The 14,094-nt window shown below is 68.0% G+C and carries 12 protein-coding genes; 8 read left to right on the forward strand and 4 right to left on the reverse strand.

Annotated features, from left to right (window positions below):
• The first annotated feature begins 63 nt into the window (after positions 1–63).
• The 3 genes from glpK to BP26_RS0106430 all read left to right on the forward strand — a co-directional run bounded on the left by glpK (position 64) and on the right by BP26_RS0106430 (position 5,011).
• Positions 64–1,560: a glycerol kinase GlpK gene (gene glpK, locus BP26_RS0106420; RefSeq protein WP_029919749.1), complete on the forward strand. Its 1,497-nt coding sequence runs from the start codon at positions 64–66 to the stop codon at positions 1,558–1,560.
• A 146-nt stretch (positions 1,561–1,706) separates the two neighbouring features.
• Complete coding sequence (trkA, locus tag BP26_RS0106425) at positions 1,707–3,086, forward strand: Trk system potassium transporter TrkA (protein ID WP_029919750.1); 1,380 nt, start codon at positions 1,707–1,709, stop codon at positions 3,084–3,086.
• A gap of 347 nt (positions 3,087–3,433) precedes the next feature.
• On the forward strand, positions 3,434–5,011 hold the full coding sequence (locus tag BP26_RS0106430; RefSeq protein WP_029919751.1) for a DNA recombination protein RmuC: 1,578 nt from the start codon (positions 3,434–3,436) through the stop codon (positions 5,009–5,011).
• Between the two features lie 62 nt (positions 5,012–5,073).
• Here the strand turns inward: BP26_RS0106430 and BP26_RS0106435 are convergent, their stop codons facing one another.
• Together BP26_RS0106435 and BP26_RS0106440 are read right to left on the reverse strand one after the other, a co-directional pair.
• A complete protein-coding gene (locus tag BP26_RS0106435; protein WP_029919752.1) occupies positions 5,074–5,499 on the reverse strand; it encodes a hypothetical protein in 426 nt (141 codons plus the stop codon).
• A 4-nt stretch (positions 5,500–5,503) separates the two neighbouring features.
• The gene (locus tag BP26_RS0106440) at positions 5,504–6,961 is read right to left on the reverse strand and encodes a TrkH family potassium uptake protein (RefSeq protein ID WP_029919753.1); all 1,458 of its coding nucleotides are present in this window, start codon (positions 6,959–6,961) and stop codon (positions 5,504–5,506) included.
• 145 nt (positions 6,962–7,106) lie between these two features.
• Between BP26_RS0106440 and BP26_RS0106445 the strand changes: the two genes are divergently transcribed.
• On the forward strand, positions 7,107–7,565 hold the full coding sequence (locus BP26_RS0106445) for a nuclear transport factor 2 family protein (protein ID WP_029919754.1): 459 nt from the start codon (positions 7,107–7,109) through the stop codon (positions 7,563–7,565).
• Positions 7,566–7,589: 24 nt separating this feature from the next.
• Positions 7,590–8,525 carry a homoserine kinase gene (locus BP26_RS0106450; protein ID WP_029919755.1) on the forward strand — a complete coding sequence of 312 codons (936 nt, stop codon included), beginning with the start codon at positions 7,590–7,592 and terminating at the stop codon, positions 8,523–8,525.
• Positions 8,526–8,660: 135 nt separating this feature from the next.
• Here BP26_RS0106450 and BP26_RS0106455 read toward each other — a convergent pair whose 3' ends face one another.
• Positions 8,661–9,938: a TolC family outer membrane protein gene (locus BP26_RS0106455; protein WP_169740656.1), complete on the reverse strand. Its 1,278-nt coding sequence runs from the start codon at positions 9,936–9,938 to the stop codon at positions 8,661–8,663.
• Positions 9,939–9,987: 49 nt separating this feature from the next.
• Positions 9,988–10,647 (reverse strand): TetR/AcrR family transcriptional regulator, encoded by a 660-nt coding sequence (locus BP26_RS0106460; protein ID WP_051748459.1) that lies wholly within the window; start codon positions 10,645–10,647, stop codon positions 9,988–9,990.
• Between the two features lie 85 nt (positions 10,648–10,732).
• Between BP26_RS0106460 and BP26_RS0106465 the strand changes: the two genes are divergently transcribed.
• From BP26_RS0106465 to BP26_RS0106475, 3 genes are all read left to right on the forward strand, one after another.
• On the forward strand, positions 10,733–11,794 hold the full coding sequence (locus BP26_RS0106465) for an HlyD family secretion protein (protein WP_084182869.1): 1,062 nt from the start codon (positions 10,733–10,735) through the stop codon (positions 11,792–11,794).
• 34 nt (positions 11,795–11,828) lie between these two features.
• Entirely contained in the window at positions 11,829–13,412 is a 1,584-nt protein-coding gene (locus BP26_RS0106470; RefSeq protein WP_029919759.1) for a DHA2 family efflux MFS transporter permease subunit, read from the forward strand.
• 65 nt (positions 13,413–13,477) lie between these two features.
• On the forward strand, positions 13,478–13,999 hold the full coding sequence (locus tag BP26_RS0106475; protein ID WP_029919760.1) for an acyl-CoA thioesterase: 522 nt from the start codon (positions 13,478–13,480) through the stop codon (positions 13,997–13,999).
• Positions 14,000–14,094: the final 95 nt, after the last annotated feature.

Genomic DNA, 14,094 nt, shown 5'->3' on the forward strand with positions numbered 1-14,094 from the left:
TCACTATAAGAGCCTATCCGTGAACAAATCGCACCTGCGGCACAGCAGGCCGAGGAGAATCCGATGAAACAGACCGCGCTGCTCGCGATCGACCAGGGCACCACCAGCAGCCGCGCCATCGTCTTCGGGCGCGACGGTGCGCGCCTGGCGGTGGCGCAACGCGAGTTGCCGCAGGCCTATCCGCATTCCGGCTGGGTGGAGCACGACGCGCTGCGCATCTGGGACGATGTGGTGGCCTGCGTGCAGGAGGCGCTGGCCACGGCAAAACTCAAGGCATCCGATATCGCCTCCATCGGCATCACCAACCAGCGCGAGACCACGGTGCTGTGGGAGCGCGCCAGCGGCAAGCCGATCCATCCCGCCATCGTCTGGCAGGATCGCCGCACCGCCGACTGGTGCCGCGAACATGACAGCCCCGAGCGCGAGCGCTGGCTGCAACAGAAAACCGGCTTGCTGCTCGACCCGTATTTCTCCGCCACCAAGATCGCCTGGACGCTGGACCACGTGGACGGCGCGCGGGCGCGGGCCGAGCGCGGCGAGCTGGCCTTCGGCACCATCGACAGCTGGCTGCTGTGGAAGCTGAGCGGCGGCAAGCTGCACCTCACCGACGCCACCAACGCTTCGCGCACCCTGCTCTACAACCTGCACACGCAGGACTGGGACCCGGAACTGCTGGAATTCTTCGGCGTGCCGGCGAAGCTGTTGCCGGAAGTGCGTGACAGCGCGGCGGACTACGGCAAGAGCGAGGCCGACTTGTTCGGCGGCGCCATCCCCATCGGCGCCATGGTCGGCGACCAGCAGTCGGCCACGGTCGGCCAGGCCTGCTTCAAGCCCGGCATGATCAAGAGCACCTACGGCACCGGCTGTTTCCTGGTGCTCAACACCGGCGACCAGGCGGCGCAGTCGCGCCACCGCCTGCTCAACACCGTCGGCTACCGCCTCGGCGGCCACACCACGCATGCGCTGGAAGGCAGCATCTTCGTCGCCGGCGCGGCGGTGCAGTGGCTGCGCGACGCGGTGCGCCTGATCGGCGCGGCCGGCGAGAGCGAAGCGCTGGCGCGCTCCATCGACAGTACTCACGGCGTCTACCTGGTGCCGGCCTTCACCGGCCTCGGCGCGCCCTACTGGGACCCACAGGCGCGCGGCGCCATCTTCGGCCTGACCCGCGACTCCGGCATCGCCCACATCGTGCGCGCGGCGCTGGAGTCGGTGTGCTACCAGACGCGCGACCTGCTGGAGGCGATGCGCGACGACGCCACGCCGCCGACCGAGCTGCGCGTCGACGGCGGCATGGTGGTGAACGACTGGCTGATGCAGTTCCTCGCCGACATCCTGCGCATACCGGTGGTGCGTCCGCAGACGGTGGAAACCACCGCGCTGGGCGCGGCGCTGCTTGCCGGACTGCAAGCCGGCGTCTACGCCTCGCTCGACGAGATCGGCGCGCTGTGGCGGATCGACCGGCGCTTCGAACCGGTCCTCGATGCCGGGCGGGCGGATACGCTGTACGCCGGTTGGCGCGAGGCGGTGGGACGGGTGCAGACGGTGCGGCCGGCGGTGTGATCAATGCACAGTTTGTAGGATGTGCCGGCGTGGCATTCGATCCGGGGCCTTTTCGAACGGCACGGAACTGCCCCTGTCAATAGACTGAAATTCCGACCCCGCCCCGCGCTTGCGCCGCCCGACAGGGGCCGGTAAGGTCTGCGGTTGTGAAAATCGTCATCCTAGGTGCCGGCCAGGTCGGCACCACTCTCGCCGAAAACCTCGCCAGCGAAGCCAACGACATCACCGTCGTGGATTCGGACGCGCAGGCCCTGGCCAACCTGCAGGAGCGGCTCGACATCCGCACCGTGCTCGGCCATGCCTCCTACCCGGAGACGCTGCGCCGCGCCCAGGCCAACGACGCGGACATGATCATCGCCGTCACCGAGAGCGACGAGACCAATATCCTGGCCTGCCGTATCGCCCAGACCCTGTTCCACACCCCCACCAAGATCGCCCGCGTGCGCGCGGTGGAATACCTGGGCGAGGAAGACAAGCTGTTCCTGCCGGACGCGCTGTCGGTGGACATGCGCATCAGCCCGGAGCAGCTGGTCACCGATGCCATCGGCCGCCTGATCGAGTACCCGGGCGCGCTGCAGGTGGTGGACTTCGCCGACGGCCGCGTGCGCCTGGTCGGCGTGCGCGCCTATTACGGCGGCCCGCTGGTAGGCCGCCAGCTGAAGGAACTGCCCTCGCACCTGCCGGCCGATGTCGATGCGCGCGTCGCCGCCATCTACCGTCGCGGCAAGCCGATCCTGCCGGAAGGCGAGACCGTGATCGAGGCGGAGGACGAGGTGTTCTTCGTCGCCGCGCGCGGGCACATCCCGAAGATCATGGCCGAGCTGCGCAAGCTCGACCGTCCGGTCAAGCGCGTCATGCTCGCCGGCGGCGGCAACATCGGCCTGCGCCTGGCGCGCGCGCTGTCGGACAAGGTGCAGGTCAAGATCATCGAGCGCAACCGCGACCGCGCGCGCAAGCTGTCCGAGGAACTCAACCACGTGGTGGTGCTGGCCGGCGACGCCGCCAACGAATCGCTGCTGATGGAAGAGAACATCGAGGACGTGGATGTGTTCTGCGCCGTCACCAACGACGACGAGGCCAACATCCTCTCCGCCATGCTGGCCAAGCGCCTGGGCGCGCGCAAGGCGCTGTCGCTGATCAATCGTTTGGCCTACGTGGACCTGGTGGAGGGCGGCGCCATCGACGTCGCCATTTCGCCGCAGCAGGCCACGGTGAGCGCGCTGCTGGCGCACGTGCGCCGCGGCGACGTGGTCAAGGTGCACTCGTTGCGCCGCGGCGCCGCCGAGGCGATCGAGGCGGTAGCCCACGGCGACCGCAGCAACTCCAAGGTGGTCGGCCGCCGCCTGGAAGAGATCAAGCTGCCGCCCGGCACCACCATCGGCGCCATCGTGCGCGGCGAGGACGTGCTGATCGCCCACGGCGAGGTGATGATCGAGGCCGAAGACCACGTCATCCTGTTCATCGTCGACAAGCGCAAGACCAAGGACGTGGAGAAACTGTTCCAGGTCGGGTTGACTTTCATCTAACAGGAACAAGCCCTTGGCGGCGTCACCCCCGGTTTGCGGGAATCGGTTTGAGATGCCGTTCTCGCCGTGGGACGTTGCTATCCTTGACGGCCGTTCACCTCGGCACCTAGCATCGGTCCAGAATCTGCATCGCAGTACCAGGAGCTTCCGCAGCAAGTGGAGGCCGCGATGCAGCCGGCAAGGACGTCCGGAGCAAGCTGGTCCATCCGCTCAGGGTGGTTTGTGCACAGTCTACCGCCCCATCGCGCGCGGTACCGCTGCGCGTCCCTGAGCCGATACCCGCACCCCGGTAGCCATTGACGGCGTCGCAAGACGGCGGGGCTTGGGGAAGATGGAAAGCGGGAGCCATGACGATGGAAATTGTGCGTGACGTGCTGATCGTGTCGCTGTTGCTGGGCCTGGTCTGGTTTGTAGCGCGGCGTTCGGTGGCGGGCTATCGCGCACGCGCCGAAAACGCCGATTCCCTCAGCCGCGTACTCGAGGAGCAGAGCCTGCGCTACCGCGCCAGGGAGCTGAGCGATGCCGCCGAGCTGGCCAGGCTGAATGCGCAGTCGGACGCGCAGCAACAGCAGCTCGCCGAGGCCAGAAAAAGCGCGGAGGCCGAGCGCGAGCGATCCGAAACCCTGATCCGCGCCCTGGCGGACAGCCGCGGCCAGCTCGAAGCCGAGCGCCGCGCCCTAAGCGAACGCGCCGTGCTGCAGCAGCAGGCACAGGAGCGGCTGGCTGCGCTGGAAGCCAGCCTGCGCGCGGCGGAGGAGATCAATCAGAGCCTGAACCGGGAACTCGCCCAGCTGCGCGAGGACTACCGTTCGGTGAAGGACCGTCTGGAAACGCAGCAATCCTGGGTCGAAGAGCAGGGCCAGAGGCTCAAGGCACAGTTCGGTGAGCTGGCCGCCCAACTGCTGGTGGAGAAGGCCTCCACCCTGCAGCAGTCGAACAGCGCCTCGATCGACGAAATCGTCGCGCCGCTGCGCCATCAGCTGGCCGAATTCCAGGCGCGCATCAACGAGGTGCACGAGGTCGATACGCATGCCCGTGCCGGCTTCTCGCAACTGCTCGACGGTTTCGGCAGGACGCAGCGGCAACTGTCCGGCCAGGCCGAAGCCCTGACCCGCGCCCTTTCGGTCACCCCCGGCAACGCCGGTGCCCTCGGCAATATGCGGCTCGAGCTGCAACTGCAGTCGGCCGGTTTCGAGGAGGGACGGCACTATCTGCGTCAGCTGGCGGATCAGGACGGCAACGGCGACGAATGCCGGCCCCCCGTGGCGATGCGCCTGCCGGACCAGACCGGCTACCTGCCGATCGATGCCGGCCTCAACCTGAATGCCTGGGAAGAAGCCGCCACCGTCTCCGGCGCCGCGGCGCGCGACGCCGCGCTGGAGCAGCATGTGGACGGGCTGCGCCGGCATATCGACCTGCTCGGTTCGCGCCGCTATGCGGAGCTCGCGGACGGCGAAAAGCCCATCCCCTTCACCCTGCTCTACGTGCCGGTGGAAGGCGCGGCGCTCGCCGCCCTGGATCGCGATCCCGAGTTGCTCGGCCGCGCGCATCGCCACAAGGTGGTCGTGGCCACGCCCGGCACGCTGTTCCTGGTGGTCGGGATGGTGGCCCAGTTGTGGCGGGTGGCGGCGCAGGAGCTGCACGCCCAGGCCGTGGCGCAGGCGGGCGAGCAGTTGCTGCAGCGCCTGGACGAGTTCGTCGACAGCTTCGGCCGGATCGGCGCGGCGCTCGACGGCGCGCGGCAGCTGTTCGACGAGGCCGACGCGCGCCTCAGCACCGGCGACGGCAACGCCCTGGCCGCGGCCCGGCGCATGAAACTGCTAGGCAGCTCGTCCGGCGGCGACCAGCCCGACGCGAACCCTGTCGCAGCGCTGTTGGCGGCGGACCGCCTGCCGCCGGAGTCCACGCCGCGCGTGCGTCGATGACGCCAGGCCGGTTGTCGTGATCAGCGGCAGCACTCGGACCAGGTCAGGCTATGCGCAGCCGGTTATGTCCTCGAGCGCCGCGGGTGACTGCGCAGACCGAATCGCAGCACGATCGCTGCCGGAAACAGCAGGACCACCAACAGGCTGGATAGAATCTCGTTGTTGCGTCGCTGCCTGACGTCGCCGGCAGTGTTTACGGAAGGGTCGGTGGAAAGATAGGTCACTCCGATCTCTTCACCCGATCTCAGTTCGGAACAGTCTTTTGCAATGCCGCCGCTGGCACTGCCGCTGAACCATCGGCCTTGGGCCTGGAAGGTATAGCGGTAACGGTCATGGTTCGCGCAGGCTGTGCCGACGACTATGCCCCTGGTCTCGATGCCGTGCGCAACCAGGGCCAGGTAACTGCGCAAACCGGTCAACTGGTACATCCCCGCCGCGAAGATCGCCGCCAGCACCAGGTACGCGCCCAGGAAATTCAGAAGGCGCACCGCTTTACTCCCGCCAGAATGCGGGCGTCAGCGGCACCAGGATCATGAACAGTTCCAGCCGCCCCGCCACCATGGCGAAGGTGCAGACCCAGGTCTGGAATTCGTTGAGGGCGCCGAAGGTGTGGGACGGGCCGACGCCGCCAAGGCCATGGGCGCCGTTGTTGATCATCGCCACCACGGCGGAGAAGGCGGTGATGAAGTCCATGCCGCTGAGGATCAGCAGCATGCTCAGCGCGATCACGGTGATGGCGTAGATGTGGACGAAGCTGAACACCGACAGCGTGGTGCGCTCGCTCACCACCTGGCCGCCGACCTTGAGCGACTGCACCGCCGTGGGATGGACCAGGCCGAACAGCTCGCCGGCGCTCTGCTTGAACAGGATCAGCGTGCGGACCATCTTGATGCCGCCGCCGGTGGAGCCGGCCGAGGCGGTGACGCAGGACAGCAGCAGCATCCACAGGCAGGCGAACAGCGGCCAGCGCGCGTAGTCCAGGCTGACCAGCCCGCAGTTGGTGACGGTCGATACCAGGTTGAAGGCGACGTGGCGCAGCGACAGCCAGTAGTTCCCATACACGCCGCGGTGCCAGACGTACCAGGCGATGAAGACGCTGCTGCCGAGCAGCACCAGCAGGTAGGCGCGCGCCTCGATGTCGCGGCGGTAGATCTTCAGGCTCTTGCCGCGCCACACCGTGTAATGGGTGGCGAAGTTGATGCCGGCGAGCACCATGAAGACGATCAGCACGAACTCGATGCGCGGCGAGTTGTAGTAGCCGATGCTGGCGTCGTGGGTGGAGAAGCCGCTCAACGACAAGGCCGAGAAGGCATGGCAGACGGCATCGAACCAGTTCATGCCGGCCAGCCGCAGCAGCACCATGCAGGCCACGGTCAGGCCGATGTAGATCAGCCATAGCGAGCGCGCCGTCTGCACGAAGCGCGGCGTCAGGCGGCTGTCCTTGATCGGTCCGGTGGCCTCGGCGCGGTACACCTGCATGCCGCCGATGCCGAGCAGCGGCAGCACCGCCATGCCCAGGGTGATGATGCCCAGGCCGCCGAGCCAGCACAGCTCGTGCCGCCACAGGTTCACCGCGTGCGGCAGATTGTCGATGCCGCTGAGCACCGTGGCGCCGCTGGTGGTGACGCCGGACATGGCCTCGAAGTAGGCCTGGGTGAAAGACAGGCCGGGGATCGCCAGCATCAGCGGCACGGCGGCCGAGGCGGCGGTGAGCACCCAGGCCAGGGCCACCAGCAGATAACCGTCCCGAGACTTGAGATCGCGCGCGTAGGGGCGGGTCAGGCGCCATAGCGCCAGGCCGGCGGCAAGGTCGATGAGGCCGGCCAGCAGGAAGGGCTGCAGCGCGCCGTCGCCATAGATCAGGGCGGCGCAAATCGGCGCCAGGTAAGCCGCGCCGAAGGCCGCCAGCAGCAGGCCCAGCGGGTTGGCGACGTAAAGTATGTCCTTCAACAAGCGGCAGATCCCGGAAATCCCCTGGGCGCAGTTTAGAGCTTATCCGTGAATAAATCGCACCTGCGCCGGCGTCCACACGCCGTTGTGCGCCGGCGGTGGGGTGTGAGACAGTCGCTCGGGATCAGCACAGGAGGAGTTCCGCATGGGCAGCACCGAGCCGCGGCTGGCCGACGACGAGGCCGCGATCCGCCGGCTGGCGGCACTGTACGCGCGCGCCATGGACCGCAACGAGCCGCACCTGCTGGCCGAGATATTCACCCCGGATGCCGTGATCGAAGGCACCGGCTTCGTCATGCAGGGCCTGGAGCAGATCGGCGGCATCCCCGCCATGCTCAAGGGCATGTACAGCCGCACCCTGCACCAGGTCCACAACCAGACCGTCACCGTCTCCGGCGACAGCGCCGAGGCGGAGACCTATTGCAGCGCCAACCACCTGACCGATCTCGGCGGCGGCGCCGCCAGCATCCTGGTCTGGGCCATGCGCTACCAAGACCGCTTGCTGCGGCACAATGGCCGCTGGCGCTTCCAGCGCCGCACCGTGGTGATCGACTGGACCGAGACGCGTCCGGCACAATTCACGTCCCCGCCCGTCACGGGCTGAAGCACCGCCGGCCGTTTTTCACCCATGTCCGTCTTCACCAAGGTCAGCCACGCCGAGTTGCAGGAGTTCCTCAAGCGCTTCCCCCTGGGCGAGCTGATCGGCTACCAGGGCATCGGCGAGGGCGTGGAGAACACCAACTACTTCGTCGACACCAGCGAAGGCCGCTGGGTGCTGACCCTGTTCGAGCGCCTCAATTACCAGGACCTGCCGTTCTTCCTCGGCCTGATGGAGCACCTGGCGCACCGCGGCTTCCCCAGCGCGATGCCGGTGCCCGACAACGAAGGCCGCAACCTGAGCCTGCTGCATGACAAGCCGGCCGCGCTGGTGATGCGCCTGAACGGCCAGAGTGTGCTGTTCCCCAACCTCGCGCAGTGCGCCGCGGTGGGCCGCGTACTCGGCGACCTGCATGTGCTGGGCCAGACCTATGCCGGCCACTGCCGCAACGACCGCGGCGTGGACTGGCGGCGCAGCACCGCCGAGGCGCTGCTGCCCAAGGTGGACACGGAGGCGCACGCGCTGATCGAGAGCGAACTGGCGGCGCAGGCCACGCTGGACCTGGCCGCGCTGCCGCAGGGCGTGATCCATGCCGACCTGTTCAAGGACAACGTGCTGTTCGTCGACGACCGACTCAGCGGCGTGATCGATTTCTACTACGCCTGTAACGACGCCCTGCTCTACGACCTGGCCATCACCCTCAACGACTGGTGCACCGAGCCGGACGGCCACGTCAACCAGGCGCGCGCGCATGCCCTGCTCGAGGCCTACCTGGCGCGGCGCGAGCCGAACGCGGCGGAGCGCGCCGCGTGGCCGCTGGTGCTGCGGGCCGCCGCGTTCCGCTTCTATCTATCGCGGCTCTACGACTGGACCTTCCCGCGCGAAGGGGACCTGGTGCATATCAAGGATCCTTCGCAGTACCGGCGGATATTGGAGCGGCATCGGGAACAAGTGGCCCCGCTATAGGCCGCTTTACATGGCCGAACAGGCGGAACGCGGCTTGTCTCCCCGTAGTCCCTATCTCCGAAACTTCTGTGTACGCGCGCAAGCGCGTACAACACAGCCTCGGAGATATGGAGAAAGAAGCAGGAGCAACAGTTCCTACCTCACATCCTCCAACCGCAACCTCCCACAAGCCGCCAACAACTGAAACGCCGACACCGACCGGTCATGCTGGCTGGTCGCCAGGTTCACCTGCGCCGACACTTTGTCGCGCTCGGCGTCGAGCAGGTCCTTGGTGGTGCGCGTGCCGACGTCCAGTTCCTTGCGCACGTCGTCCAGCGCCAGCGTCGAAGCATCGACGTCGGCCTGGTAGGCGCGGATCAATTCGTCCGACGCCTGCAGCATGGCCCAGGACTGGGTGATGGATTCGATGGCGGCGTGGCGCGCGTCGTCGAGATTGGCGGTGGCCTGCGAGGCCTGCGCCTGCGCGGCGGAGACGCGGGCGCGGGTGGCGCCGCCGGAGTAGAGCGGCAGCGTCGCCTTGATCTGCACGGTCCAGTCCTTGTAGCGGTCGGCGGCGACGTTGCTGTCGCCCTGCGCGGTGGCCGAACCGTTGAGCGAAAGCTTGGGCCAGTACTCGGCGCGCGCGGCATCGATCTGCGCTTCGGCGCTGCGCCGCTGCGCATCGGCGGCGAGCACCGCGGGGGTGACGCCGGCGCTGGCCAGGGCGGCGTCGAGCGTGGCGGGCACTTCCGGCGCCGGCCAGCCGCTGCCGAGCTGGTCCGGGATGATGCCGATCACGCGCAGGAACGTGGCCTCGCTCATCTTCTCCTGCGCGCCGACCCGCTTCAGGTTGGCCTGCGCCTCGGCCAGCCGCGCTTGCGCCTGCGAGGTGTCGGTACGCGTGGCTTCGCCAGCGGCGTAGCGCTTCTGCGTATCGGAGAGTTCCTGCTGCAGCGCCGCCACGTTGGCGCTGGCCAGATCGATCACGGTGCGGTCGCGCTCCACGTCGAGATAGGCGCTCGCGGCCGCCAGCAGCAATTGCTGGCGCGTGTTGATCTCGCTCTGCTGCGAACCTTCCAGCTGGCTCTTCGACGAGGCCAGCGTGGCGCTGGTCAGTCCACCGGTATAGAGCGGCTGCGAGGCCTGAAGGCCGACGGCGTTGGGGTTGAGCGGGCCGTCGATGGGAATGGAACTGGCCAGGGCCGGCGACAGGTAATAGCGCGACAGGCCGGTGTTGGCGGTGAGCGTGGCGCTGGGCAGGTAGCCGGCGCGCGCCACGTCCACCTGCGCGGTGGAAGCCTGCACCGCATCGCCGGCGGCGCGCATGCGCGGATCGTTCTGCAGGGCCAGGCCGGCGGCGTCGCCGAGACTGATGGCATGGGCGGGAGCGGCGGCGAGCAGGGCGGCGGCAACGGCCAGGAAGGATGTCTTCATGCTGCGGGTCTTCTTCAGGAGTTGCGATGAGTGATGATCGGAATGGTGATCACGGGGAGCGGCGTGCGCAGCCATAGAGAAACAGGCGCACCGCGCCGGCGACATGCTGTTCCGGATCAAAACCCGGACCGAACGGCGGCACCGACAGCATCATGCGCGCGTGCGGCGGCCCCTTCACCAGTTCCAGGAACTGCGAGGCGGCCATGTCCGGGTCGGCGCAGTCGATGCGGCCGGCTTCGCGCTGCAGGCGCAGATAGTCGCCCAGGGTGCGGCGCACGCGCTGCGGGCCGCGCTCGAAATACTGCAGCGCCAGTTCGGGGAAGCGCTGCGACTCGGCGATCAGGGTGCGCAGCAGCCGGCAGCCGGCCGGATCGAGGAAGCCGCCCAGGAAGCGCATGCCCAGGGTGTGGAGCGTCTGTTCGAGATCGGGGTTGGCCTGGGTCGGCACCGCCAGCTGGTTGACGAATTCGTCGGTCAGCTCGTACGCCACTTCCCAGAACAGGCCTTCCTTGCTGCCGAAATAACTGTACAGGCTGGCCTTGGAGCCGCCGACGCGGCGTACGATCTCCTCGATGCTGGTGCCCTCGTAGCCCTGCTCCAGGAACACCTCGCGCGCCGCTTCCAGCAGGGCGCTGCGGCGCGCCTCGCCACGCGGCGTGCGGCGTGCGGCGGGCTCGCGTGCATCGGCGATTTGGCGGTTGACTTTCAAGGTTGCGGCGTCGCAAAATGAACTGTAACGTTCATTACATTATCAGCTGATTTCCCGCCGCGCAACCCACTCCAGCCGCATCCCAATGGCCAACCGCAAAGCCTTCTTCCGCATCGCCGTCCCCGTCGTCGCCGCCGCCGCAGCGCTCGCTTTCGGCGTCTACTGGTACAACACCGGGCGCTTCCTGCAGAGCACCGACGATGCCTACGTGCGCGCCGACATGAGCGTGATCACGCCGCGCGTCGGCGGCGAGATCCTGGCGGTGCACGTGGTCGACAACCAGGTGGTGCACAAGGGTGATGTGCTGGTGGAGATCGACACGCGCGACTATGCCGCGCGTGTCGCCAATGCCCAGGCCGCGGTGGCTTCGGCACAGGCGTCGATCCTGAACAACGAGCAACAGCTCAAGTTGCAGCAGGCCAATATCGCCGAGGCGCGCGCCAACCTCGCCGCCAGCCAGGCCGACCAGGTGCGCCTGCAGAAAGACTGGGACCGCGCCCAGCAGCTGGTGCGCGACGGCGTCGCCACCTCGCAGCGGCTGGACGCCTCGCAGGCCTCGTTCAAATCCGGCCAGGCCAATGTGGCGCGCTACGACGCGGCGCTGCAGGCGGCCAACCAGCAGGTCGGCGCCCTGCAGGCGCAGGGCGAGGGACTCAAGGCACAGCTGCAGGCGCAGACCGCCATGCTGCAACTGGCGCAGATCGACCTCGATACCACCACCCTGCGCGCGCCGATCGACGGCAGCGTCGGCGATCTTGCCGCCCGCGTCGGGGAGCGCGTCGCCGCCGGCCAGCGCCTGCTGTCGCTGGTGCCGCTGCAGGCCGTGTACGTCGAAGCGAACTACAAGGAAACGCAGCTCACCCACATGAGCATCGGCCAGCCGGTGCGGCTCAAGGTCGACGCCTTCCCCGGCGCGCGCCTGCGCGGCCATGTCGACAGTCTTTCTCCGGCATCGGGCGCCGAGTTCGCCCTGCTGCCGGCGCAGAACGCCACCGGCAACTTCACCAAGATCGTGCAGCGCGTGCCGGTGAAGATCGCGCTGGAAGCGGACGAGCCCCTGCGCGGCCGCCTGCGCCCCGGCATGTCGGTGGTGGCCACGGTCGACACGCAGCAGCAGCCCGCTGCGCCGACGCTGAGCCAGCGCTGAAGCGGGGCGGGCCAGGCACGTGCAGGAGGCAGTGATGACCGGCAGCGCCTCGCCCGCCGAGGACGCCCAGCGCGCCGCCAAGCGGCGCAGCCTATGGGGCTTCTGGGCCATGGCCCTGGGCAGCTTCATGGCCATCCTCGACATCCAGATCGTCGCCAGCTCGATCAACGAGATCCGCGCCGGCCTGTCCGCCTCGATCGACGAGATCCAGTGGGTGCAGACCTCGTACCTGATCGCCGAGGTCATCGCCATCCCGCTGTCGGGTTACCTGTCGCGCATGCTGTCCACGCGCATCTACTTCGTCATCTCCGCGGTGGGCTTCACCCTGGCCAGCATCGCCTGCGCCGGCTCCTGGAGCCTCGGCTCGATGGTGGTGTTCCGCGTGCTGCAGGGCCTGCTCGGCGGCGGCATGATTCCCACCGCCTTCGCGACCATGTTCATCATGTTCCCGGACGCGAAGTCGCGCGCCGTGCCGCAGGTGCTGACCGGCATGCTGACCATGACCGCCTCCTCGCTCGGCCCCAGCATCGGCGGTTATGTCACCGACGCACTCTCCTGGCACTGGCTGTTCCTGCTCAATCTCGGCCCCGGCGTGATCTGCGCCTGGGCGGTGTGGAGCCTGGTGGACATCGACAAGCCGCAGCCGGCGATGTTCAAGCGCTTCGACCTGTGGGGCCTGCTGTTCATGGCCATGTTCCTCGGCGGCCTCGAATACACGCTGGACGACGGCCCGCGCCATGACTGGTTCAGCGAGGACAGCGTCGCCGTCTGCGCCGTCATGGCCATCGTCGGCGGCACCCTGTTCTTCTGGCGCTCCTTCACCGCGGCCCATCCCATCGTCGACCTGCGCTCGTTCCGCGACCGCAATTTCGCCGTCACCTCGCTGGTCTCCACCACGCTCGGCATGAGCATGTTCACCCTGATCTTCCTGACGCCGGTGTTCCTCAGCCAGGTCAGCGGCTACAACCCGCTGCAGATCGGCGAGGTGATGATGATCCAGGGCGGCACCATGTTCTTCAGCGCGCCGATCATCGGCCGCATGCAGATGAAGATGGACCCGCGCCTGATCATCGCCATCGGCCTGGTGCTGATCGCCGCCGGCACCTTCCTCAACGCCGGCCTCACCGCCGACTGGGGCTATGCCCAGTTCGTGCTGCCGCAGATGCTGCGCGGCGCCGGCTTCGTCTGCAGCTTCATCCCGCTCACCGGCCTCGCCCTGGGCACGCTGCCCGCGTCCGAGGTGCACAACGCCAGCGGCCTGTTCAACGTCACCCGCAATCTCGGCGGCGCGCTGGGCCTGGCGGTGATCAACACCCTCATCAACCAGCGCACCTGGCTGCACTGGCAGCAGATGGCCGAGACCACCCGCCTCAGCCGCGAGCCGGTGCGCGAAGCGCTCGGCAACATGCAAGACCTGCTGCACCCGGGACTGGGCGCGGCCAGCCAGGCCGGCAGCATCGGCATGCTGGCGCAACAGATGCAGGTGCAGGTGGCGACGCTGACCTACGCCGACATGTACCGCCTGCTGGCCTGGAGCGTGGTGCTGTCGATGTTGCTGCTGCCGCTGTTGCAGAAGCCGCGCGCCGCGGCGAGTCCCGCGGCGGCCGGGGGACATTGAGCGGCTGCGTGCTTAGCCGCCTCTGAAAGGCTCCTGTGCCCGGGGATTGGGCTAACATTCCGCCCATGGATACCCCGCAACAGCCGCTGCCCGCCAGGACCGTCGCCTCCTCCATCGTGCGCGAGCAGGTCTACATGGTGTTTCCCAACGACCTGAATTCCAACGACACCGTGTTCGGCGGCCTGATCATGGCCCACATGGACCGCCTCGCGGCGGTGGTGGCCGACCGCCATGCCGGCGGCGTCACCGTCACCGTCAGCGTCGATGCCGTGCACTTCATGTCGCCGGCCCGGCGCGGCGACGTGCTGGTGATGCACGCCGCCGTCAACCGCGCCTGGCGCAGTTCGATGGAAGTAGGCGTGCGGGTGGAAGCCGAAGCCATCGGCGGCGGCGAGCGCCGCCATATCCTCTCCGCCTACCTCACCTTCGTCGCCGTCGATCCCGAAGGCTGCCCGCGGCCGGTGCCGCCGTTGTTGACGGAAACACCGGAGGAAAAGCGCCGCTACGCAGAGGCCGACCTGCGGCGCGCCAACCGCCTGCAGAACGCCGAGCAGCTGAAGATCCTGCGCGCCTCACACAACGACTAGCTCGCCTTCAGGCGTGGCTGTGCCGTCCCGGCGCATAGCCGCCGTGCTCGCTTACGCGACCGGCTTGCATTCACCCCCGACCTTGCCATCATGTA

This window comes from Nevskia soli DSM 19509, assembly GCF_000711955.1.
GTDB lineage: Bacteria > Pseudomonadota > Gammaproteobacteria > Nevskiales > Nevskiaceae > Nevskia > Nevskia soli.